We start from the raw sequence: 23,207 nt of genomic DNA on the forward strand, positions 1-23,207 counted from the left end.
GGGCAGCACAGGGCACGGGAGGGTGCAGGCGCAAGGCGCTGAGCTGCGGCTTCGACGGAGAAGACGGGGGCGGAGGGGCGGGGGGCGACTGCGGGGGCGCGCGGGGGCGGGGGCGGCGACCACGGCCGCGGGTGCGGGAGCCGGTGCGCTTACGAGGTCACGGGCGGCCCCGGGCGTTCAGCCCGTACGCACGAAGCCGCTGCTCGCGCCCACCCCCCGGTACCCGCGCCGCGCGTACCACGTGCGGGGCCAGTCGGCCGCGTCCGCGACGAGGAAGCGGACGTCGCAGCCCGCTCCGGCGGCGAGGTGCAGGGCGGTCGCCAGCACCGCGTCGCCGTGGCCGTGCCCGAGGTGCGCCCCGGCGGTCACGACGTCCTCGGTCTGCGCGGTCCCGGTGGCGCGGTCCAGGTAGAGGTCCGCCCAGGAGGCGACCTCGCCGGCGGGCGTGTACGAGGCGAGGAAGCGCACGTCGTCGGCTCCCGCGAGCCTGCGCGGCCTGCGCGCGACGAGCTGGCGCAGCAGCTCGGGCCCGGCCTCGGGCATCCACGTACGCAGCCGCTCGCCGTACGGTCCCGCGAGGGCGTCGGCGCCGGTCTCGCGCACCGAGGCGGCGGGCGCGGGCACGGGGCCCTCGTGGACCATGACGACCTCGTCCTCGCGGGCGTACCCGGCGCGGGCGAGCACGTCCGCGTACGCCGCCGTGAGGGTGCCGCCGAGGAGGGCGACGCGACGGTGCGGGAGGTGGGCGAACAGCTCGTCGGCGAGCGCGGGGAGGTCGCCCGGGGCGGGCTCCGGCTCCGTGAGGAGGAGCTGGTTGTGCTCGTGCGAGAGCGGGAAATCGTCGTCGAGCACGGCGAGTCCGCCGGGGACCTCCACGACGCGGCGCGCCTGGCGGCGGGCGACGGAGGCGCGGAAACGGGCGAGGCGGGCGGCAAGGGCGAGGTCGTCCACGGGTCAGAGCGTACGGCCTCCCGGCGGGGCGAGGTCGTGGGGTTCCGCCCCGTCGGGGTGTTTCGTGGGGCTCCGCCCCACACCCCGCTCCTCAAACGCCGGAGGGGCTGGATTACGTGCCGGAGGGGCTGGATCGGTGTGGGCGCCGGAGGGGGTGCGTGGCACTATCCGGTGGGTGAGCGTTCTCAAGTCCCTCGTCCTCTTCGCCGTCGCCGCGCTCTTCGAGATCGGCGGTGCCTGGCTCGTCTGGCAGGGCGTGCGCGAGCACAAGGGGTGGGTGTGGATCGGCGCGGGCGTCATCGCCCTCGGCCTCTACGGCTTCGCCGCCACGCTCCAGCCCGACGGCGAGTTCGGCCGCATCCTCGCCGCGTACGGCGGTGTCTTCGTCGCCGGGTCGATCGCCTGGGGCGTCCTCGCGGACGGTTACCGCCCCGACCGCTACGACATCACGGGCGCGCTCATCTGCCTGGCGGGGATGGCCGTGATCATGTACGCGCCCCGGGGGCACTGAGCACGGGCGCCCCGGAGCCGCGTGGGCCCCCGCGCCTATGCTGGAAAGCGCCCCGTGCCCGCCCGCGCCCCCTGGAGTCCGTCCATGACCGCCGCCCCCCGTACCGCCGTCGTCACCGGAGCCAGCGGGGGGATCGGTGCCGCGAGCGCCGAACGGCTCGCCGGGGCCGGGTACCGCGTCGTCCTGACCGCGCGCCGCGCGGACCGTATCGAGGCGCTGGCCGCGAAGCTGCGCGCGGCGGGGCACGAGGCGGAGGCGTACGCGCTGGACGTCACGGACCGTGCCGCCGTGGACGCCTTCGCCCGCACGCTCGGCGAAGCGCACGTCCTCGTCAACAACGCGGGCGGCGCGCTCGGCGCCGACCCGGTCGCGAGCGGCGACCCGGACGAGTGGCGGCGGATGTACGAGGTCAACGTCCTCGGCACGCTGCACATGACGCAGGCCCTGCTCCCCGCGCTCACCGCGAGCGGCGACGGCACCGTCGTCGTGCTCACCTCGACGGCCGGGCACGCCACGTACGAGGGCGGCGCCGGGTACGTCGCCGCGAAGCACGCCGAGCGCGTGCTCGCCGAGACGCTGCGGCTGGAGATCGTGGGGACCCCGGTGCGCGTCATCGAGATCGCGCCCGGCATGGTCCGCACCGAGGGCTTCGCCCTCACCCGCTTCCACGGCGACGAGGAGAAGGCGGCGAAGGTCTACCAGGGCGTCGCCGAGCCGCTGACCGCCGAGGACGTCGCGGACACCGTGGCCTTCGCGGTGACGCGCCCGGCCCACGTGAACATCGACCTGCTCGTCGTACGGCCCCGGGCCCAGGCCAGCAACACCAAGGTGCACCGTGAGTCCTGAGCCGGGCGGCGGCCCGGAGGACCCGCTGACCCGCCTGGAGCGCGAGTACGACGAGGAGTACGACCGGCGCCGGCTCGCCGAGGAGAAACGCAACGAGCGGTACCTGTGGTGGTACCTCGCCTACTTCCTCTTCGGCATCCACCTCGTCGCCTTCGTGATGATCCTCGCGATCAAGCACGCGGGCTGAGGCGGAGCGGGCGCGGCGGCACCCCCGTGCCCGCCGCGCCCTGTTCCTCAGCCCTTCACGCACACCACCTGCTTGAGCTTCGCGACGACCTCCACGAGGTCCCGCTGCCGCTCCATGACCTGCTCGATCGGCTTGTACGCGGCCGGGATCTCGTCGATGACGCCCGCGTCCTTGCGGCACTCCACGCCCCGCGTCTGCTCCTCCAGGTCCTTGAGCGTGAAGCGCCGCTTCGCCGCGTTGCGGCTCATGCGGCGGCCCGCGCCGTGCGAGGCGGAGTTGAAGGCGGCGTCGTTGCCGAGGCCCTTCACGATGTACGAGGACGTGCCCATCGAGCCGGGGATGATCCCGTACTCACCGCTGCCCGCCCGGATCGCGCCCTTGCGCGTCACGAGCAGGTCCACGCCCTCGTAGCGCTCCTCCGCCACGTAGTTGTGGTGGCAGCTGATCTCCTGCTCGAAGAGCGGCTTCGCCTTCTTGAACTCCTTGCGGACGACGTCCTTGAAGAGCCCCATCATCACCGCGCGGTTGTGCTTCGCGTACTCCTGCGCCCAGTACAGGTCGTTGCGGTACGCGGCCATCTGCGGCGTCCGCGCGAGGAAGACCGCGAGGTCGCGGTCGACCAGGCCCTGGTTGTGCGGGAGGGCCCGCGCGATGCCGATGTGGTGCTCGGCCAGCTCCTTGCCGATGTTGCGGGAGCCGGAGTGGAGCATGAGCCACACCTGGTCCTCCGAGTCGAGGCAGAACTCGATCATGTGGTTGCCCGAACCGAGCGTCCCCATCTGCTGCCCCGCCCGCTCGCGGCGGAAGCGCACGGCCTCGGCGACGGTCCCGAAGCGGGACCAGAAGTCGTCCCACCCGGCGGTCGGGAAGCCGTGCAGGCGGCCCGGGTCGACGGGGGACGCGTGCATCCCGCGCCCGACCGGGATCGCCTGCTCGATGCGGGACCGCAGGTGGGAGAGGTCGCCGGGGAGGTCGTTCGCGGTGAGCGAGGTACGGACCGCCGACATCCCGCAGCCGATGTCCACGCCGACCGCCGCCGGGCACACCGCGTCGCGCATCGCGATCACCGAGCCGACCGTCGCGCCCTTGCCGTAGTGCACGTCCGGCATGACGGCGAGGCCCGCGATCCACGGGAGCGTCGCGGTGTTGCGGAGCTGGTCGAGCGCGCCCGGATCGACCTCGGCCGGGTCGGCCCACATCCGGATCGGCACCCGCGCGCCGGGCAGTTCGGTGTACGGCATGGTTCCCCCTCGAAACGCCCGGCGGGGACACCCGTCAGGGCGTACGAACACGCCTGAAAGGGAAACGCCGGGAAACGACTCAAATGATCATGTGACGGGCGGAACTACGCCCGTGCTCCATATCGTTCACACAAAAATGCGGTCACACATACCGCAGCCAGGGGCACCAAAAGGGACAAGCGACCGGCGTGCTCCTCGGCTCGTGCGGTACACATTGTGTCCATCGGCCGCATGATCGCGGCAAGTGATTAACCGGCTCGGGACCCCGTTCCCCGGCGCGCCGCGCGCCGTGCGGCGGCGCGGGTCGTGACGAGGGGAGCTGCACACATGCGCGGGAAGGCGCGGGCGTCCGGCGCCGCGGTCCTGCTGACGGTGACACTCGCCGGCTGCACGGGCGGCGGGGAGACCGGGAGCCCGGACGCCAAGCGCGGCACGGGCGGCACCACGACGGCGGCGGCCCCGCGCCCCGGACGCTTCGACACCCTCCCGCAGCCCTGCAAGGCGGTGGACCGCGCGACGCTCGACTCGTTCCTGCCCGGGCTGCGCGAGCTGGCGGCCGACGCGCGCGAGGACGGGTACGCGGGCACGCTCGCCCCGACCTTCGACAACGAGCGCATGGTCGGCTGCTCCTGGAAGGCGGAGACCGCGCGGGCCGCCGGGGGCGAGGGCCGCACCGACTCGCTCACGCTCGACCTGGAGCGGGTCGTCTCCTACGACGCGGCCAAGAGCGACGACGACCGGGCGCGCGAGACCTTCGAGAAGCGCCTCACGGCGGCGCACATCCCGGCCCCCTCCCCGAGCGGCGGGGCGGACGACGCCTCCGGCGGCACTCCGGGCGGGTCCCCCGGCACCCCGACGAGCGGCCCCGCCTTCCCCGGGGATTCCGCCTCCCCCGGGGACAGCGCCTCCGCCGGGGACAGCGCCTCCCCCTCCTCGCCCGGCGACTCCGGCAGCCCCTCCCCCGGGGCCGCAGAATTTGGCAAGAGCGGACAATCCGCCAGCGACAGCCCTTCGCCGTCCACTTCGGGTGATACCGGCACGACTCCCGCCGATCTTCTCCCCCGTGTCCTCTCCGGCCTCGGCGACGAAGCCTTCGTGAACGACTCCCTCGGCACCGCCTCGGCGGACGGCGCGCAGCGCACCGTCACTGTGGTGTTCCGCACGTCGAACGTCGTCGTGAGCGTCGTCTACCGGCAGCAGCCGGGCGGCGGCGACGAGGTGCCCGGCAGTGAGGAAATGCAGGACAAGGCGCGGAAACTGGCGGCCCGGCTCGTGGGCTCCTTCGAGAAGTGAGCGGGCGCGGCGGCGCTCGCACCCCGCCGCCCGGGACGGCGCACGGGACGTACGGGAGTCCCCGTCCGGCGTACGGTGACTCACCGGACCTGCCGGCCGGGCCCCCGTGGCCCCGGTCGCACGACCTGAGCGAAGGAACCATGCACCGACCAGTACAGCGCCTCTCCCGCATACTCGCCTGCGCGGCCGTTCCCGTGATCCTCGTGGCGGCGGGCTGCTCCTCCGGCTCCGGCGACGAGGGCAAGGCGAAGGACGACGCCAAGCAGTCCGCCGCGGCCGGGAGCGGCAAGAACGCGAAGAACGGCGCGAGCGCGTCCCCCGACGCGAGCGCCACCGCGACCGTACGGGCGAAGTACGCGAAACTCCCCGAGCCCTGCACGGCGCTGAGCGCCAAGACCCTCAAGGCGCTCGTGCCCGCCGCGAAGGACACGAAGGGCAGCCAGGGCAGCTCCGACGACCTGAACGCGCGCGGCACCTGCTCCTGGAACAGCCTCGACAGCAACGGCGTGCACGGTTCGCAGTACCGCTGGCTGAGCCTCGCGCTCGTCCGGTTCGACTCGGACGCGACCCTCGGCACCGGCGACGAGCGCGCCGCCGCCTACCTCGCCAAGCAGATCACGGCGACGCGGGCGACGGCGGAGGCGAAGGACCTCAAGAGCGAGAAGGTCGCCGGGCTCGGCGACGAGGCGACCGCCGTCACGTACGCGCTCAAGAAGAAGGAGGGGGACTTCGAGCAGCAGACGCTGCTCGTGCGCACGGCGAACGCGGTCCTCACCCTCGACTACAACGGCGCGGGCCTCGCGGGCGAGAAGACCCCGGACCCGGCGAAGCTCCGCAAGGACGCCGAGCGCGCGGCCGGCGACGCGGTCGCGGCGGTCGCGTCCGCGAACGGCGGCGCGGGCTCGGCCCCGGGCGACGCGGGCACCGGCTCCGGCGACGCCTCGAAGGGCGCGAGCGCGTCCCCGGGCAAGAGCGAGTCCCCGGAGAAGGACGACGCCGGGAAGAAGGACGAGGACAAGAAGCCGGACGCGGACCCCTCGGGCAAGGACGGCACGTCCTCGGCCTCCCCGAAGGCGAGTGCGTCGAAGTCCGCCGAAGCGGAGAAGTCCGCCGGCTGAGCCGCCCGCGCTCCAGACCCCCGTACCCCGGTCCCCGCCCGGACCGGCCGGTACGGGGGTTTCGCGCGCTCGCGCCGTAACGATCGGGACACGCCCCATCCCCGTTCCCGCGTGGGCGAACCCGCGCACGATGCCGCATCCGGCCCGCCCGGTACGCTCACCCGCCGAACGCGTGTGCCAACCTGTGGGGGCGCACGTCGGAAGGCGCCTGGTGAGCGAGAGGGAGGGATCGCGGGTGGCCGCGACGCAGTTGACACGGACTCACCGCATCCTCGTGGGGGTGGTCGTCGCGGGCGCGGTGATCATCGCGGGGATCGGTTTCGCCGGTTCCTACGCGGCCGTGCGCGAACTCGCCCTGGAGAAGGGCTTCGGGAACTTCAGCTACGTCCTGCCGATCGGCATCGACGCGGGCATCTGCGTCCTGCTCGCGCTGTTCCCTGTCAAGTTCTTCTGTTCAGTTTGATTGCCCACATGGGGAGAACGGCTGTAGCGACGATCTCGGTGCCGCCCGGGTCTCCCAGCCGGAAAGCACCTTGGCGAGCTGCAGAAGCCCAGAGAGAACGAAGAGGGTGGCCAATTTCAGCCAACTCACCCGGTGACGGATGTGCCGAGGGAGTCCGTAGCGGATCCTGGGGGCGGATCACCGCAGTTCAGCTGCAGTAGCCAGGAGGAGGCAAGGGTGGCCGCCGACCCGCTGGAAACGGCCTGGAAGATCCAGGCGGCATTGGCCGATTCGACAGGCAAGGCGGACACAAAGGCGTCCATCGCTCTCAGCCTCCAGTCGACCGTGCTCGCCCTGCTCGGGGTACTGGCCGCCTCGGGCCGCGGAGTCGACGCACGGTCCATGGCTGGCCAAGTGCTGCTGTGGACGGGTGGGTGCATCCTTCTCTGCGGTGCGCTTCTGGCCGCCGCTGCGGTGGCCCCCAACCTGCGGTTGGAGCGCAGAGGACCTGGCCCGGACGACGACTACCTGTTCTTCGGGCATCTCCGCCACTTCGAGCCCGAGACCCTGGAAGCTGCTCTGCGCTCGGGCTCCGCGTTGTCCGCGCTGTCACGGCAGATCGTCGTCATGAGCGAGATCGCCTGGACCAAGCACCGTCGAGTACAGCTCTCCCTGCTGCTAGCGGTGACGGGTTGCGCGGTGATTGGCGCCTCGGCCGCAATAGGGTGAGCGACACCTCGGGGGGAATGAAGTGAATTTTCGTCATTTAGTATCGGATGCCGCCTGGAATGACTTACTGCACCGAGGGCAGAGGCGCCGCTACGCGCGAGCCACATGGCTCTTTCACCAGGGAGAGTCACCTGACTTCGTCATCGCCCTGACTGAGGGAATCGTCAAGATCGTCCGGTTGGCGGGAGACGGGACAGAGACACCTCTGGCGCTGCGCGGCCAGGGCGAGGTCTTGGGCGAGATCGGCGCACTCCTCGACAAGCCTCGATCGGCCTCCGTTAAGGCGGTCTCCGAATCCGTCGGGTACGTCCTTCCCGCCCACGCATTTCGGGGATACATCGACCGCCACGGCCTCAACCCGACCGTGTATCGGCTCACTGTTCAGCGCATGCACGAGAACGAGCAGCTGCGCACCGCGTTGACGAGGCTGTCGCCGCAAGCCCGGGTGGCCCGGGTGATTGAGTACCTGGCTTCGGAAGTCGGCGAGAGTGCGGACGACGGGACGGTCGTCCTCCGGCTTGGGATGTCCCGAGACGAGTTGGCAGCGATGGCTTCGATGAGCCGCTCGTCAGCGATGGCCGTCTTACGAGAGCTTCACGATGCCCGTGTCCTCGAGCTGGGCCGGGAGCGTCTGGTGGTCAGGGACAGCGCAGCCCTCACCAAGCTGTCCGAGGGGTGACAGCACCCACCAGTCTCGCCGTGACCCACGTCACCTTCGTACCGTCCAAAGCTGGACGGTACCCAGCGGCGTTCACCGCCACAGTGGCTTCGACCACCCCGACAAGAGGAGGACACATCAATGGCACCTTCATGGGAGCGCTTGTGGCCCTACCGGGCTGTACTCGCGGTTGATGCCAGAGACTTCAGCTCTCATACCAGCAAACGCATGCAGGAGATCAACGCAGACATCCAGCAAGTACTCGCGCAGGCCCTATCGGCCACCGGCCTTAGCGCGCACTGGGAACAGCGGGCCTTCCCGCAACACACGGGTGACGGGTATGTCTCAGGCCTGGACCCCGAGGTGCTGCCGGCCCTGGTGGGATGCTTCCCCGGAGCCCTCAGTGATGTTCTGCACGAGTACAGAAGGCAGAACCCCGGCAAGAGCCCGCTGCAACTGCGCGTCAGCGTCCATGTAGGTCCGCTGCCCCCTTCCGGGCTGGGCGTTCCCATGGTTGAGACTCACCGCCTTCTCGACGACCAGACCCTCCGGGATCTCCTCGCGAAGGCCAAGCGCGCCAACACAGTGATGATCATCTCGCAACGCGTGTACGAGGACGTCTTTCAGAGCGGCCTCGAGACAGGCAGCACTGTCGCCGAGGACTTCGCGCAGAACATCGCCAAGGCCAAGAAGTTCGCCCAGCCTGCCTGGCTGCACGTTCCCGGCCTCGATTGGGGACTTGCCGATCGTTCGCTTTTCGAAGTCCCAGAGCAGAGCAGTACGGCCCCGCCCGCACAGGGAACACGCCGTGGGGACTCACAACCTGCCTCCGCGCCATCCTTTGTGCAGAACGGCAACGGGAACTTCCAGGGCCAGCACCAGTACTTCAACGGCGGCGTGGGAGGCCTGCGATGACCGATAACCCATTCACTGCTGGTGAGCCTGACAACTCACCCCGTACTCCCCCGAAGCCGTCTGCCGATGGGTACGGGCACCAGCCTGAACCGGCTCAGGAGGACCCATCCTCCACTGCCACACCGCGCTGGCGTTGGGCCGACCGGTTCAACCTCACAGGCCGTTCAGGCAACGCCTCCCCTCCGGAAGAGGAATCGGAGGCAACTAGCGTCCTGTATCCGGGGGAACCCGCCCCGACGACAGCCGACGGATCCGGGGAGTGGGCCGTCCCCCACGCAAGGCCCGAAAGCCAGCTCACGCCTGGGCAGGGAGGCATGCTTTCGACCGACAGAGGCACGCTTTCTCCGCCGGCCGCTCACAGTGCCCCCGTGCCTGCGCCCACACGCGTCAGCGAGGGCAGCGAGAGGATCGACGAGCTGCCAGTACCTGCGGCACCAACAGAAGAGCCGGGCATCGAGGGGGTTACTCCTGGGCCAGCTGCTCCCCCGCAGGTCATGCCTGCCATGGGCTCTCATGTGCAGAACGTGGCCCCCTACGCCACCGCATTCCAGGCGGAGAGCCAGCACTTTTACGGCGGCGATTTTGTGCGGCAGCAGCCGGTGCATCAAGTAGATCTCGCTGCATGCACCAATGATCGTTTCATCCCGCCACGTGACGCCGACTGCTGGGAACAGGCACAGTTCCTGATCAAGGAACACGGAGTCGTCATTCTCTGCGCGCCACCGGGCACGGGCCGGCGCAGCACCGCGCTGCGTCTCCTGACTACCGTGGGATCGCTACCGCTGACCTTCGTGGACCTCGAGCCGGAGTGGTCGAAACCCGACGCTACGAAGCTGCCAGCCGCAACTGGTCACGGCTACGTTCTCGACCTCTCAGGCATGCCGCAGCAGCCTGGACCTCGATTCGGTCAGGGTCTGATCAATTACGGCATCGACGGCGTAAAGAAGTCTTGCTATCTCGTCGTTCTCACCACCCCTGACGAGTGGACGAATGAATGGTCTGAAGAGACGCGCCACATCACTGTCAAGCATTCTTCACCGAACGCTAAGCCTCTGGTGCGCCAAGAACTTCGACAGATGGGTGCAGAAAATCGAGTCTCCTGGCTCGACCAGGATGCGTACAACGACATCTGGCGTTCCAATCCACCTGCCCAGGAAGCCCGACGACTCGCTCGCATCGTCTATGAGGCGAAAGAGAACGATAACACCGTCGTTGAGGAGTTTCAGGGATGGAACACACACATCAACAAACTCCTCACCCCGACCAGGCAAGGACCTGGTGAGCCAGAGCTCGTATCCACCCGTGCCACCGTCTGGGCGGGGGCGCTGATCAACGGCGGCCGAAAGCGGTCAGTGCTTCATGCCGCCGATGCACTTCTCGAAAAACTCGAATTCGGGCGAAAACCCCTGGACATTCTGGCAGATGCCACGTCCAGTCACCGCCTGAAGGCCGCCGCGCTCAGGCCGCATGGAGATCGGGCGTTCCACGAGTTGGACAAGCACGATCTGGCACCGGCCATCCTCAGGCATCTCTGGGATGAGTTCCCGACCCAACGAGATCTGTTGCGTTCATGGGCTGTTTCGGTCGTCGCGCAGCAGGCCGTGCCCGAGGATGACGCGCGCATCGCTCTTTCCGCACTCCTCGAATTGTCGAAGGAAGTGCACGACACCAGCATTATCGACAGCGTCGCCAAGGAGGTGAGTGGGCGCCGCCTTCCGCTAGCAGTGGAAGCTCTCACATCTGCGGCACTCGACCCCACTCTGGGCAAATACGTCCGGGGACGCCTGTACCGGTGGATGCTCGGTAAACCGTCGCCGGCGATGGTGGATCTGGTGACGCAGATCTGTGGAGGGGAACTTGCCGTCCGTCAGCCGTCAATCGCAATGACGCGACTGGCCAGGGCAGCCGTCCACGCTCCGTTCCCATCCTCCGCCATGGTTGATGCATTCCGGCGGCTTACCCAGATCAACGCGGCCGAAGTAGCCAAGGCTCTCGAGACGTGGCTGACAGAGGAACCCACAAAAAGGCATGCTTTGGTCGCTTTCCTCTCCCTGGCTGCCACCGACGAAGGGACACGGCTTCTTCTGAGCATGACGGATGATGCTGCGGGCAGGCATCGCTTCGTACGAGCCTGGCAGCAACTACTCCAGGACGATGAGTCCCAGAGTGCAGCAGATGAGCAGCTAGGCAGGTGGGGAGTCGCAGCCGAGAGCGGGCTGCTGCCCTCAGCGCTGCTAGTCGATCTCATGGCCGATGTGTACGAACCCAAGATCTATCGAAGCGGTCTGCAGCGATTCTTTGCACAGGACCGTGACTTCCAGGATTCCTTCTGGGGCGAAGTCCTCGAACGAGTAATCATCAGGACTCATGAACGCGAGAAGGCATCAAGCTGATGATGGCGTACCTCGGGCTGCGCCGACGTCTTCGTCACCGCGTTTCGACTACGTGGCCAACGAAGCTCTGGGGCGTGGCCTATACGGTCAGCGGTGTGATGCACTGCCGCCTCGCTTCAGGGGAGCAGCGTCAAAAACGCGCCCTGGTACGTTCGGCTGCACGGATGGCGCTAGAGGAGAAGGCTTCGCAGATCACCCGCGGATATCTGCCTGGGCAAATTGACGAGGCGGAGAGCGCGCTCGCGCTGGAGCTGTCCGATTGGCGGCAGGTGGATGCGAGGTGGCCTATTGAGATCAAAGCACACCTCGTCCTCCGGCTGGAATCCGAAGCGGCAGCTCGTGCCCAGGCATACGAAGACGCCTTGCGCGATCAGCAGCTCCAACATGATCTGCATGAGACTCGTGTGGCATACATGCGGGACAAGGTGCTCGCCGACGCGGATACAGCACGTGCCTGGTGGCTCGAACGCCATCGCGAAGGGCACCAGTCGATCATGTGGGATGAGTTCAACACGCACATCCTGCCTTTCGTCGGCCGAGCCGGGGACGCACAAACAAACGCCATGCGCACTGCTCATGTCCTTGCCCAAGTGGTCGAGAGGCTGGAAGGCGACCCGGCTCGCCACAAACTTTTCGTCGCCACCGCACGCCTTCTGATGAAGGAGATGGACTGGCCAGACCTTGCGGATAGCCTCACGCTGGCCGAGCAGCGGAAGTTTCAGCCGAAATAGTAGGTTCCACGGCTGGCGCGCCAGCAAGATCTCTGGTTCGCCAGCCACCGTTTCGGTAACCGACCCGAAACCTATCGCTATGCCATCCACGAAACCTGCTGGCCCAGAAGGTGGGCTTCACAGAGCCCGGCGAGAAGGAGCCCAAGCTGGTGAGGTCGTCAGTGTTCCAGTTGACGGAACGGAACGACGTTGCCAGGGTTCGATTTCAGCGGTGCTGAGGAGTCCTCCTGCTGCCGAGTGAGGACTGCGCTTGCGAGAGTAAGACGGGTCACCTGCTGGCGGAGCTCCTCGATCTCGGCGTTTTTGTTCGCGATGGTCTGCCTGAGCTTGGTGACGGTCTCGCGGAGTCGTTTCTCGGCCTCGGGGACCTGCGGGGTTTCGGCGCGGACTCGTTCGTAGAACTGGTTCTTCAGGTCGGCGTGGCGCTTCATCAGGGCCATGCGGTGAACGCCAGCCTCGACGGCGAGAGCGGCGACGGTGAGACTGCCGTTGGAGACGGTGGCCTGTCCAGTCAGGAGGCGGTCCATGGCCGCCCGAATGCGGGTGCGCTCGTCAGGGTGATGCTGAGTCATGTCAGGGCCTCGATGGACTGGGCGGTGGCGTCGTGAGTGTCGGCCGTTTCTCGGAGCCGATCGGCGTTGGCCCGCAAGCGCTTGGCTACCGGGCCAGGGGCGCGGGCAGCGAGTTGGTCGATCTCCTCGGCTCGTCGGCGTAGTTGACGGGCGTGAGTGTCGGTGCGGACGGTGTTGCCACAGCCCGGTGTGCAGGCGTACTGACGCGGGGCGGTGGCGCCCGGGGCGGGTTCGCACAGTGCGTTGTCGTGCTTGAACGCGCAGATCAGGAATGCGTCGGGGTTGTCGTAGAGCACGATTCCGTCTCGGGCCAGAAATTTGGTGGCCTTTCTGGCGAAGGTCTTTGGGACGAGACGGCCCTCGAACCGGGGCGCATGCCCGGCTGCGGTGAGGGCTCGGCGGGCGGCCGGTCCGGAGATCTTCTCGCCGGCTGCGGCTCGGTCGCGGAGGCGGACGGCGGTTTCGGCGGCCGCGAGGGCGGTCTCGACGTCGAGGACGCTGTGCAGGCCGCGACGACTGCGGGAGGCGTATCCGCTGGTGGTCCGGGTGTCCAGGACGGTGCGCATATGACCGTATTGAATGGCCAGGGCGATCAGCCCGCCGGGGCGACGGGCGACGTGCCAGGCCAGGGTGCGGCGGAAGCGGGACATGCCGATCGCGCCGTGCGGGTCCTCAGGGACGGCTTGGTCGGGCAGCCCTTGTGTCTCGGCCTCGCGGTTCACCCATGCGACGAATGCTTCGATCCGCCTGTTCAGCGAGGTTCTCCGGATCGCACCTTGGAACTGCCTGCCACCGAAGCGGTGAACATCATGGTGGGCGGCGCTGAGGAGAAGTTCCCCCTCGGGAACCATCCGTTCCAGGACCCGAATAGCCCGAACGACGGGGGTGATCGCGACCCAGGGAACCTCACGGACCTCGCCGGCGGAGGCGTGGTTGCCGTCTTCATCGAGGACGTTCTTGAAATGGCGGCTCCGGATGAGATGCCGTCCCAGCGTACTGTCGTCGGCTGGTTCGGGGTCGGGGCAGCAGCCCGAGCGAAGGGCCTGGGCTTCCTGTGGACGCATGCCGGTGAGGTAGACGATCACGATGGCGGCGGCGGTGCCCAGGTGCTGCATCAGCGTGGTGGCTTCGCCAAAGATGATGTACTCGCGCCAGGGCCTACCGTCAATCTTTCCGGCGATCGGGACGTCCAGCGGGCAGGGCGCCGGGCGTTGAACAACGAGGTCTTGCAGACCATGCAGTTTGACGAGTCTCTCGATCTGGGTGTGAGTGGCGCCCGTGTGGGCGGCGACGTAGTCGCGGGCCAGGTACAACCTGCCCTTGACATGGACCGCAGGCAACGGAGCCCCCGTGTCGACCAATGGAAGCAGGTACTCCTTGAGCGCAGCCCGACTCGCCGACGTGGCGGTGTTGTTCACCGCCACGTCCACCAGGCGGCGCTGTTCGGTCCATGCTGCCAGGATGTCGTCGGCGAAGTCGTCGACGAACCGCAGCGCCCATACCAACAGCGGTCCCATGACCTGCGGGTCGAGCGGCTCTGTGGAGTTCTCGGCGCTGTCCGTCCCGTCGGCAGCGGGGAGAAGGTCGTCGATGCCCTCGGTCTCCCACGGAGGGCGGCTGATGCCAGCGGGACACGTGCTGAGTTGGTCGTACACCCACAAGTCGGTGAAGTAGCCAATGACCATCTCGGCATGGACCCGGCTGATGCCCTCGTCTCGGCGTTCGCTCGCATAGGCCCGCCATACATCTGCGGTGCAGTCCGCGAGATGAGTAATGCCGCGCTGGTGTAGCCAGTTGGCCAGCCGGAACCACTCGCAGTACTTCTGCAGCATGGTCGAGGCCGAGACCCGCCCCCGGGCCGAGAGCCCCTTGCTGCGGAGGTAGGTGGGCCTTCGCTCACCGTTGATCAGAGACCAGACGACACGCTTCATCTCCCCCTGCAACGGGGCCGGGCAGTTCTTCCAGTGAATCGTGATCAGAGTGGCACCGGGATTGTCGATGAGCGGGGCCAGGGACCAGACAGGGTCACGGAAGTGGGAGTTCGGATGGGTGTTGCCGGGACTGATCCATCGAGGCAGTACTACGGGGGTGTCCGGCGTGGGCACCGGGAGGACGTAGGGGTCGTCCTCGTACGCGAGAGCGGTGGTCACGGGGCGAGGTCTCCCTTCACCAGCAGCCGGATAAGGGTGTGGTCGTCGCTGCCAGCGCGGGCCAGCGCCGCGTCCCAGGCGGCGGCGCCAACCACGTCGCGCAGGTCTTCGAGCCGCAGGAGGTGGTCCTGCCACTGCTCGTTCCAGTCGCCGTCCTCCAGAACGGAACGGAGGCTTTCGAGCTGCTGGTGCAGGAGCGCGAGACGTGGATGGTGGCCGGGGTGGACGTAGGCGTTCTTGCAGGCGAGGCAGAGCATGAAGTCGGCTCCGCAGCCGCCTCCTGGCGCCGGCCAGGGGCTCGTCTTCTCATCCTCACAGTCCGCCGTCACCGTCTGTACGTGGGTGGGGTTCGGCGCGTCGGCGAGGTGCCCCGGGAATACCGCCGCGCGGGCCTGCTCCAGAGCCTCCATGGCGCCGTCCGCGAAGACGCTTCGTGAGTCGCGCTGAACACGTGTGTCGGGCAGTACGTAGACGCGCTCGTTGGTGTCCTGGGTGTGCTGCCGAGGACGCCCCTCGCGGGTCACCGTAGTGCGGCGTGCACGCTGAAACGGCGAACCGCCGAGGTCATGTACCTCCTGCCAGCGCTGCGCGTCGTTGTAGGCGATGCCGAACGACAACGGCCCCACCGGGCGTGGGCGCTCGGTGTCCTGATGCCGGTGGGCGACCCGCGAGGGGGCATACAAGCGCGAGACCATCAGCAGATCAGTGCCTGGTGCCAGGCGGGCCGCCAGAGCCCGCCCGTGTTCGGTCGCCTCCAGGGCCTGTGTGATCAGCCGTCCCGGGGAGTCGGCACCGGAGTCGGTGATGTTCTCTGTGGAGAACCATCGCCCCCGGCCCGCACGGCGCTTCTCCACCTGGACCTGGTACGTGATCGAAGCCTTCTCGCCCACGGAGGGCGCGGCGGTTGGCGTCGGCATTCGGTCGTAGACCTTCAGGTTCCAGGCGAACCGGTCAGTGAGGAGAACAGCCAGTGCCGTCAGTTCCATGCGAGACAGGAACAGCCGTCCCCAGGTCTTCTCAGGACTGGCACCGCCGAGCAGACTGCGGTGGTCCACATGGGGCTGACCGCTCGGCAGGATGCTGCGCGGGACATCCCCCGTACGTGCGAGGTGATCCAGGACTTCCCCGAGCCGCCAGTCCCGGCTGCCTTCCACCAACTCGCCCGCCTGCCACGCCCGCAGCAAGCGCGTATTCTCACCGATCCGCAGCCATGCCGCCCTGAACTGCCGCTGTGCGGCCAGTACGACGCGCTTCCTCTCGTCGTCCTCGTAGGACTGCTTGCTGGGCTTCGCAGCCGGGAAACGCCGCAACAGTTCTTCCGCCACGGGGCCACCGGTGAACCGCGGATCCTGCCGCAGCAGCAATCGGATCGTGCTCAGCACCGCTTTGCCCGTCGTAGTGCTGACGTGTCGGGTCCGCCAGCGCTTGAGGATGGCCACAGTCACCTCGTCCAAGTCCTGCGGCGTGTTCTCGAGCTCGGACAGGAACGTGGCGAACACCGTCACCCTGGAACAGCACGTCTTGGCAGTCTCATGGCTGTTCCAGGCCCGCGACTGCGCTGCGAACAGCCGGGCCAGCGAACGCTGCAAAGGCTCGGGCACCGGCAGCTCCGCGAAGTCGAACTGTCTCGGAAGACCCATCTTGTTGATCACCGTCACCACGAGACCATCCGGCCCCAGTGGTGGTTCAGTGCGGTGGTCGGCCGGAGGCAGCGCAGCCCGGTGCCCTCGGCGGCTCACGAGGCCTCCCCGAGGAGGATGCCGATGTCCTGGATTCCGGCCGACTCGCGGGCGAGCCGTCCGAAGACGTCGTCCAGGTTTCCGCGCTCTTGGTCTGGCTCGTTGTCGGTCTCGGCGGCGGCGAGAATCGACTCCAGTTGCAGGTGGGCGACGGGCGCGAGGTAGTGCCGCTTCGTCGTCTCCACGTCCGCGTGCCCCAGCAGCGTCTTGACCAGCCACCAAGGGTCGCCGAAGAGCAGCGCGAAGTCCCGCCGATCCTTGCGCGTAAGTCCGTAGCGGTTCTCCATCAGCTCGTTTAGCACGACCAACATGTAGAGCGCGTACGAGTGTCTGGCGGAATGCGGGGTCACATACGGGCTTCTGCCACGTACCTCCGCCAGCCGAAATCCCCTCCCCAGCGCTCGCTCCTGCGGCGTGAGCAGAACTTCCTCGCAGCGCAGGTTCGCGGACCGGAACACGGCGTTCCAGCGGTCCGGCGCCATCGGCATGCCCTGTTCGGACAGCCATAGCCAGGCCGGTTCCGGCCCCTCGGCCCCGTCCAGGAACAGCCACTGGCGTTCTCGCCACCCCAGCCGCCCCAGCTCCCGGCTGCCGACAACGCCATCCTGGTCCACCCACTCCACCGAAGGCTTCAGTCCCCGACTCACCTTCGTGACCAGCCACATCACTGGCAGACGCTCGTAGCGGCCCTCTGCCTGGGCTCGCTGTACCGCCCACGCCCGCTCCGACTCGATGTAGGCCTCGACCTGCCCGACCGCATCCACCGACGCGTAGAAAGTCCTCCCCCGCTTCGCCCTGGTCACCGCCCCGGCGATGGAGCCGTGGCAGTACCGACCGTGCCTCAGCTGCTGTGTGGGCAGCTCGAACGTCAGCAGCGATCCGCCCTCTTGCCGCCGCAGTCCAGAGCTGAGCAGCAGCTGCACGAAGGCCGTGTTGCGCAACTCCGTCCGCGCGTCCCACCCGGGCACCGGCACCCCAGCCCTGTCGTGACCACGCAGCCCGATGTCTGACCACAGTGCCCAGGTCCGCGGCGTCAGCCACGACACCCGCGCGCTGACGGAGTCCGCCGCCCGGTCCTCACGTCGCGACACGTCCACCGGCAACGGCCGGACCTTCCCCCACGTGAACAGCTTCGTGAACGCCGCCGCCTCCCGGTTCCACTTGGCCCCACTGATCCGCTCGGGATTCGCTGGCGCCTCACACCGCCAGTCCCGGTAGTCGGCCAGATCCTGCTCGGTAGCCTTTCGCCACGGCACCCGCCGCGACGAGAGGAACTCCAGCAACAGCCGGATGTCAGTCGCGTAGTTCCGCTTCGTCTCGCGCTCCAGGCCCCGGAAATCCTTCGAGCGGACGAAGTCGAGCAGATCCGTATCCACCGCGCCGTCCGGCCGGACGAACACCGGATCGCCGGGCCGCAGCCCGATCCGTGCCACTGCCTGCGGCAGATCCCGGACCCCCAGCACCCCCTCTGCGGGCAGGACACCCCACCGCTCCGGATCCGGCACCCACCCCACGAACCACGAACTCATGCACGCCTCCCTTGACGCTTGAACTCATTGAATCATCAGGGAAGCGCTGGACCTGCTCCTGACGTGGATTCGCATCCCGTTCCCGCTGCTGCGGCAGACCGCCTGGCTGCTCACGGCCGCGACGATCGCGTTCAACGGCGCCGCCGCCTGGCCCGACCCGCTCGGCGTCGGGATGCACGCCGTGATCCCCGTCCTCTTCGTCGTCTCGGTCGAGGCCGCGCGGCACGCGATCGGGCGGATCGCCGACATCACGGCGGACCGGCACATGGAGGGCGTGCGGATCACCCGCTGGCTCCTCTCGCCCGTACCGACCTTCCTGCTGTGGCGGCGCATGAAGCTGTGGGAGCTGCGCAGCTACGAGGAGGTCATCAAGCTGGAGCAGGAACGGCTCGTCTACCGGGCCCGCCTGCGCTCCCGCTTCGGGCGCGCCTGGCGCCGCAAGGCGCCCGTCGAATCGCTCATGCCGCTGCGCCTCGCGCGCTACGGGGTGCCGCTCGCCGAGACCGCCCCGGACGGGCTCGCGGCGGCGGGCATCGACCCGAGCAGGCCGGTGGTGGCCCGGGTGGAGCCGGCCGCCGACCCGGAGACGGGACCGAGGGCCCAGCTCACGGCCCGCGCCCCGGAGCCCCGGCCCGTACCGCACCAGCGACAGCGCCCCCAGTCCCCGTCCCAGCAGGCCGCGCCCGTCCACGAGCAGCCCGCCGCCGCGCAGGACCCGACGAGCCCGTGGTTCAAGGGCCACCCGCAGGCCGTGGCGTACCAGGGCGGCTACGACCCCTCCTTCGCCCCCGAGCCGGAGGCCCCCGAGCCCGGCGCGCCGCCCGAGGACCCCGAGTACCCGGAGCCCCCGGCCGAGGAGGAGGACCCCCGCTTCACCCCGCGCTTCCACGCCCCCTACCAGCCCCAGCACTGGTACGAGGATCAGCAGGGCCAGGCGCACGACCAGGCACCGGCACCCGCCCCCGCACCCCAGCAGTGGCAGGAGCGGGAGGCGCAGGGCCCCGAGCCCATCCAGGTCCCGGCGGGCCCCCACCGCACCCGGCCCCTCGCCGAGCGCTCCGAGCCCGATCCCGGTCCCCGTATCCCGGGCCGCCGCGCCGAGGCGGACGCCGAGGAGGGCGCCGTGGCGGCCAGCCCCGTGGCGCACGGCGCCGTGGCGGACACCGTCGCCGAGGAGCCGGACGGTGACTGGCTGCCCGACGACATGCCGCGCGAGGAAGCGCTCTACGACGTGTTCCGGCAGTACGTGCGCGAGATGGGCGGCTTCCCGAACTCCCGCCAGTTCGGCCGGTTCCTGCTGGAGAACTTCAACGTGCGCGGCCCCGGCGGCGGCCCCCTTCCGCAGTCCGAACTGACCGCGTGGCTCGACGAGTTCCAGCCCCGCTACACCGGTGAGCTGGACGTGGACGCGCCCGCCTGAGCCGCCCGCCCCCGGACAGCCGAAAGGGCCGGCCCCCCGCGAGGAGGTCCGGCCCTTCACGTGCGCGCCGGGCTCACTGCCCCAGCAGGAACCGCACCCGCTCCGCGCCCACCGCGAGCAGCAGCGTGGGCAGGCGCGGGCCCGTGTCGCGGCCGACGAGGAGGCGGTACAGGAGCGCGAAGAAGGTGCGCTGCGCCGTCTTGAGCTCCGGCGTCGGCTTCGCCTCCGGGTCGAGCCCGGCCATGATCTTCGGCACGCCGTAGACGAGCGTCGTCAGCCCGTCCAGCGACCAGTGCGTGCCCAGCCCCTCCACGAGCAGCCGCAGCGACTCGCGGTCCGCCTCGCCGAGCGAGCCGAGCAGTTCCGCGTCCGGCTCGGTGCGTACCACCGTGCGCTGGTCGGCGGCGACGTACGTGGAGATCCACGCCTCGGCGCGGTCGAGGCGGGGGCGCACCTCGTCCAGCGAGGCGAGCGGGTGGTCCGGGTCCAGCTCGCCGAGGATGCGCAGCGTCTGGTCCTCCGCGCCCGCCGTGATGTCCGCGACGGAGGCGAGGGTGCGGTACGGGAGCGGGCGCGGCGTCGCGGGCAGCGGCCCGGCGGCCGTGCCGACCGCGCGCGTGTACGCGGCGGTGTCGGCGGGGAGCGCGGAGCCGTCCGCGACCTTCGCGCCGAGCTTGTCCCACTCGTCGTACAGCCGCTGGATCTCCTGGTCGAAGGCGATCTTGAACGACTGGTTGGGGCGGCGGCGCGCGTACAGCCAGCGCAGCAGCGGCGCCTCCATGATGCGCAGCGCGTCGGCCGGGGTCGGGACCCCGCCCTTGGAGCTGGACATCTTCGCCATGCCGCTGATCCCGACGAACGCGTACATCGGGCCGATGGGCTGGGTGCCGCCGAAGATCTCGCGGACGATCTGCCCGCCGACGACGAACGAGGAGCCCGGCGAGGAGTGGTCCACGCCGGACGGCTCGAAGATCACGCCCTCGAAGGCCCAGCGCATCGGCCAGTCGACCTTCCACACGAGCTTGCCGCGGTTGAACTCGGAGAGCCTCACGGTCTCCGAGAAGGCGCAGTCGGCGCACGTGTAGGTCAGCTCGGTCGTGTCGTCGTCGTAGGCCGTGACGACCGTGAGGTCCTTCGCGCAGTTCCCGCAGTACGGCTTGTACGGGTAGTAGCCGCCCGCGCCGCCGCTGCCGTCGTCCTCGCTCGCGGCGCCCGAGCCCTCGGCGGCCTCGACCTCGGCCTCGTCCAGCGGCTTCTGGCTCTGCTTGGCGGGCTTCTTCTTCGTGCGGTACTGGTCGAGGATCGCGTCGATCCGGCCGCGCTCGCGCATCGCGTGCAGGATCTGCTCGCGGTAGACACCCGCCGTGTACTGGGCGGTCTGGCTGATGCCGTCGAACTGGACCCCGAGGTCCGCGAGCGCGCCGGTCATCGCGGCCTTGAAGTGCTCCGCCCAGTTCGGGTGCGCGGAGCCCTTGGGGGCCGGGACGGAGGTGAGGGGCTTGCCGATGTGCGCGGCCCAGGACTCGTCCACGCCGTCGACGCCGTTCGGGACCTTGCGGTAGCGGTCGTAGTCGTCCCAGGAGATGAGGTGGCGCACCTCGTGCCCGCGCCTGCGGATCTCGTCGGCGACGAGGTGCGGGGTCATGACCTCGCGCAGGTTCCCCAGGTGGATGGGGCCCGAGGGCGAGAGGCCGGAGGCGACGACGACCGGTTTGCCCGGGGCACGACGCTCGGACTCGGCGATGACCTCGTCGGCGTAACGGGAGACCCAGTCTGCGGTCTCTGTGCTCTGAGCCACGATCGGCACGTCCTTCTTCCGGGGAGAACGGGGATGGTCGCCGCCATTGTCCCAGGAGCGGGGGCGTGGGGGGAAACGGGATACGGAGCGCGCGCGGGATAACCGTTCGAGAGACGTACCCGCCTGGTGGGATACTTGCCGGAGTATCTGCACCCCCGAGGAGAACGGCTCCCCTTCTTATGGCTTCGGTCACGTCCCTCACCGCTTCCGTCGAACAGCAGCTCAAGGACGCTCTCGCCGCCGCCCTGCCGGCCGCCGGTGACGCGGACCCGCTGCTGCGCCGAAGCGACCGGGCCGACTTCCAGGCCAACGGGGTGCTCGCGCTCGCGAAGAAGGCGAAGGCGAACCCCCGGGAGCTGGCGGACCGGGTCGTGGCAGGCCTCCCGGACAGCGCGGTGATCAAGGAGATCGAGGTCTCGGGCCCCGGCTTCCTCAACATCACCGTGCCGGACGAGGCGATCCTGCGGAACCTGGCCGCGCGGTCGGCCGCCGGTGAACGGCTCGGCGTCCCGTACGCGGAGCACCCGGGCCGGACCGTGATCGACTACGCGCAGCCGAACGTGGCCAAGCAGATGCACGTCGGGCACCTGCGCTCGGCGGTCATCGGCGACGCCGTCATGCGGATGCTGGAGTTCACGGGCGAGACCGTGATCCGGCGGCACCACATCGGGGACTGGGGCACCCAGTTCGGGATGCTCATCCAGTACCTCGTGGAGCACCCGGCCGAGCTGGACAGGTCCGCGGACCCCGCCGAGGCGTCCCAGGAGGCCGGCGAGGCCGCCATGTCGAACCTGGACCGCGTCTACAAGGCGTCCAAGAAGCTCTTCGACGAGGACGAGGGCTTCAAGGACCGGGCCAGGCACCGGGTCGTGGACCTCCAGGCCGGCGACGAGGAGACCCTCGCCTTCTGGCACCGGTTCGTGGACGAGTCGAAGGTTTACTTCAACGCGCTCTTCGGCAAGCTCGACATGGACATCAGGGACGCGGACATCGTCGGCGAGTCCGGGTACAACGACATGCTCGCCGAGACCTGCGACCTGCTGGAGCAGTCCGGCGTCGCGGTGCGCTCCGAGGGCGCGCTGTGCGTCTTCTTCGACGACGTGAAGGGCCCCGACGGCCGGCCGGTCCCGCTCATCGTGCGAAAGTCCAACGGCGGTTTCGGGTACGCGGCGACCGACCTCTCGGCGATCCGGAACCGGGTCTTCGACCTCAAGGCGGACACGCTCCTGTACGTCGTGGACGCGCGGCAGGCGCTGCACTTCAAGATGGTCTTCGAGACCGCGAAGCGGGCGGGCTGGCTCACCGAGGACGTCCGCGCGGTGCAGCTCGCCTTCGGCACGGTCCTCGGCGCGGACGGCAAGCCGTTCAAGACGCGGGCCGGCGAGAGCGTCCGGCTCGTGGACCTCCTGGACGAGGCCGTGACGCGGGCGACGGCCGTCGTGCGCGAGAAGGACGTCAAGGGGCAGCTCGGCGAGGACGAGATCGCGGAGCGGGGCGCGCAGGTCGGCATCGGCGCGGTCAAGTACGCGGACCTGTCGACGTCGGCGAACAGGGACTACAAGTTCGACCTGGACCAGATGGTCTCGCTCAACGGCGACACGAGCGTGTACATCCAGTACGCGTACGCCCGTATCCAGTCGATCCTGCGGCGCGCGACGGCCTCGGGCGCCCCGGCCCCGGCCGCGCACACCGAACTGCCGCTCGCCCCGGCGGAACGGGCCCTCGGCCTGCACCTCGACGCCTTCGGGGACCAGGTCCTGGAGGCCACGGGCGAGTACGCGCCCCACAAGCTCGCCGCGTACCTCTACCAGACGGCCTCGCTGTACACGACGTTCTACGACCAGTGCCACGTCCTGTCGGACGACAACGCGCCGGAGGTCGTGGCGAACCGGCTCTTCCTGTGCGAGCTGACGGGCAGGACGCTGGCGGCGGGGCTGGGGCTCCTGGGGATCAGGGCGCCGAAGAGCCTGTGACGGGAGCGGGG

General features: G+C 69.2%; 18 protein-coding genes and 2 pseudogenes. 13 read left to right on the top strand and 7 right to left on the bottom strand.

Going from position 1 to position 23,207, the window contains the following annotated elements:
- Nucleotides 1-177 precede the first annotated feature (177 nt).
- The gene (locus SSBG_RS11350) at nucleotides 178-951 is read right to left on the bottom strand and encodes a hypothetical protein (RefSeq protein WP_008746288.1); all 774 of its coding nucleotides are present in this window, start codon (nucleotides 949-951) and stop codon (nucleotides 178-180) included.
- A 175-nt stretch (nucleotides 952-1,126) separates the two neighbouring features.
- Here SSBG_RS11350 and SSBG_RS11355 point away from each other — a divergent pair, with 175 nt between their 5' ends.
- The 3 genes from SSBG_RS11355 to SSBG_RS11365 all read left to right on the top strand — a co-directional run bounded on the left by SSBG_RS11355 (nucleotide 1,127) and on the right by SSBG_RS11365 (nucleotide 2,495).
- The gene (locus SSBG_RS11355) at nucleotides 1,127-1,462 is read left to right on the top strand and encodes a YnfA family protein (protein ID WP_008746289.1); all 336 of its coding nucleotides are present in this window, start codon (nucleotides 1,127-1,129) and stop codon (nucleotides 1,460-1,462) included.
- Between the two features lie 84 nt (nucleotides 1,463-1,546).
- Nucleotides 1,547-2,308: an SDR family NAD(P)-dependent oxidoreductase gene (locus tag SSBG_RS11360; RefSeq protein ID WP_008746290.1), complete on the top strand. Its 762-nt coding sequence runs from the start codon at nucleotides 1,547-1,549 to the stop codon at nucleotides 2,306-2,308.
- The gene (locus SSBG_RS11365; RefSeq protein ID WP_037869489.1) at nucleotides 2,298-2,495 is read left to right on the top strand and encodes a hypothetical protein; all 198 of its coding nucleotides are present in this window, start codon (nucleotides 2,298-2,300) and stop codon (nucleotides 2,493-2,495) included. The genes SSBG_RS11360 and SSBG_RS11365 overlap by 11 nt, the downstream gene beginning before the upstream one ends.
- Nucleotides 2,496-2,542: 47 nt before the next feature.
- Here the strand turns inward: SSBG_RS11365 and SSBG_RS11370 are convergent, their stop codons facing one another.
- Nucleotides 2,543-3,736, bottom strand: a complete 1,194-nt coding sequence (locus SSBG_RS11370) for an RtcB family protein (protein WP_008746291.1) — start codon at nucleotides 3,734-3,736, stop codon at nucleotides 2,543-2,545.
- 327 nt (nucleotides 3,737-4,063) lie between these two features.
- On the opposite strand from SSBG_RS11370, the gene SSBG_RS11375 reads away from it, so the two are divergent.
- The 8 genes and pseudogenes from SSBG_RS11375 to SSBG_RS34515 all read left to right on the top strand — a co-directional run bounded on the left by SSBG_RS11375 (nucleotide 4,064) and on the right by SSBG_RS34515 (nucleotide 12,015).
- Nucleotides 4,064-5,029: a hypothetical protein gene (locus SSBG_RS11375; protein ID WP_037869491.1), complete on the top strand. Its 966-nt coding sequence runs from the start codon at nucleotides 4,064-4,066 to the stop codon at nucleotides 5,027-5,029.
- A gap of 140 nt (nucleotides 5,030-5,169) precedes the next feature.
- Nucleotides 5,170-6,147: a hypothetical protein gene (locus SSBG_RS11380; protein WP_037869492.1), complete on the top strand. Its 978-nt coding sequence runs from the start codon at nucleotides 5,170-5,172 to the stop codon at nucleotides 6,145-6,147.
- Nucleotides 6,148-6,382: 235 nt separating this feature from the next.
- Nucleotides 6,383-6,580, top strand: a pseudogene (locus SSBG_RS11385) (DUF2637 domain-containing protein); the annotation flags it as partial.
- Nucleotides 6,581-6,826: 246 nt separating this feature from the next.
- Nucleotides 6,827-7,318: a Pycsar system effector family protein gene (locus tag SSBG_RS11390; protein WP_008746294.1), complete on the top strand. Its 492-nt coding sequence runs from the start codon at nucleotides 6,827-6,829 to the stop codon at nucleotides 7,316-7,318.
- A 22-nt stretch (nucleotides 7,319-7,340) separates the two neighbouring features.
- On the top strand, nucleotides 7,341-7,997 hold the full coding sequence (locus tag SSBG_RS11395; RefSeq protein ID WP_008746295.1) for a Crp/Fnr family transcriptional regulator: 657 nt from the start codon (nucleotides 7,341-7,343) through the stop codon (nucleotides 7,995-7,997).
- A 207-nt stretch (nucleotides 7,998-8,204) separates the two neighbouring features.
- A complete protein-coding gene (locus SSBG_RS30195) occupies nucleotides 8,205-8,891 on the top strand; it encodes a hypothetical protein (protein WP_050776756.1) in 687 nt (228 codons plus the stop codon).
- 368 nt (nucleotides 8,892-9,259) lie between these two features.
- The gene (locus tag SSBG_RS33170) at nucleotides 9,260-11,284 is read left to right on the top strand and encodes a hypothetical protein (RefSeq protein WP_158677765.1); all 2,025 of its coding nucleotides are present in this window, start codon (nucleotides 9,260-9,262) and stop codon (nucleotides 11,282-11,284) included.
- 74 nt (nucleotides 11,285-11,358) lie between these two features.
- On the top strand, nucleotides 11,359-12,015 hold the full coding sequence (locus tag SSBG_RS34515; protein ID WP_008746298.1) for a hypothetical protein: 657 nt from the start codon (nucleotides 11,359-11,361) through the stop codon (nucleotides 12,013-12,015).
- A 158-nt stretch (nucleotides 12,016-12,173) separates the two neighbouring features.
- On the opposite strand, the gene SSBG_RS11420 is transcribed toward SSBG_RS34515, so the two are convergent.
- The 4 genes from SSBG_RS11420 to SSBG_RS11435 all read right to left on the bottom strand — a co-directional run bounded on the left by SSBG_RS11420 (nucleotide 12,174) and on the right by SSBG_RS11435 (nucleotide 18,005).
- Nucleotides 12,174-12,587: a hypothetical protein gene (locus SSBG_RS11420; protein ID WP_037869499.1), complete on the bottom strand. Its 414-nt coding sequence runs from the start codon at nucleotides 12,585-12,587 to the stop codon at nucleotides 12,174-12,176.
- Complete coding sequence (locus SSBG_RS34520; protein ID WP_008746299.1) at nucleotides 12,584-14,737, bottom strand: hypothetical protein; 2,154 nt, start codon at nucleotides 14,735-14,737, stop codon at nucleotides 12,584-12,586. The genes SSBG_RS11420 and SSBG_RS34520 overlap by 4 nt, the downstream gene beginning before the upstream one ends.
- Nucleotides 14,734-16,395, bottom strand: coding sequence for a hypothetical protein (locus tag SSBG_RS11430; protein WP_234010479.1), 1,662 nt, complete (start codon nucleotides 16,393-16,395; stop codon nucleotides 14,734-14,736). The genes SSBG_RS34520 and SSBG_RS11430 overlap by 4 nt, the downstream gene beginning before the upstream one ends.
- A 77-nt stretch (nucleotides 16,396-16,472) precedes the next feature.
- Nucleotides 16,473-18,005: a site-specific integrase gene (locus SSBG_RS11435; RefSeq protein ID WP_037869500.1), complete on the bottom strand. Its 1,533-nt coding sequence runs from the start codon at nucleotides 18,003-18,005 to the stop codon at nucleotides 16,473-16,475.
- A 43-nt stretch (nucleotides 18,006-18,048) separates the two neighbouring features.
- On the opposite strand from SSBG_RS11435, the pseudogene SSBG_RS11440 reads away from it, so the two are divergent.
- Nucleotides 18,049-19,425, top strand: a pseudogene (locus SSBG_RS11440) (DUF2637 domain-containing protein); the annotation flags it as partial.
- Between the two features lie 73 nt (nucleotides 19,426-19,498).
- Here SSBG_RS11440 and lysS read toward each other — a convergent pair.
- Nucleotides 19,499-21,232, bottom strand: a complete 1,734-nt coding sequence (gene lysS / locus SSBG_RS11445; protein ID WP_008746303.1) for a lysine--tRNA ligase — start codon at nucleotides 21,230-21,232, stop codon at nucleotides 19,499-19,501.
- A gap of 170 nt (nucleotides 21,233-21,402) precedes the next feature.
- Here lysS and argS point away from each other — a divergent pair, with 170 nt between their 5' ends.
- Complete coding sequence (argS, locus tag SSBG_RS11450; RefSeq protein ID WP_008746304.1) at nucleotides 21,403-23,196, top strand: arginine--tRNA ligase; 1,794 nt, start codon at nucleotides 21,403-21,405, stop codon at nucleotides 23,194-23,196.
- Nucleotides 23,197-23,207 lie beyond the last annotated feature (11 nt).

The organism is Streptomyces sp. SPB074 (assembly GCF_000154905.1).
Lineage (GTDB): Bacteria > Actinomycetota > Actinomycetes > Streptomycetales > Streptomycetaceae > Streptomyces.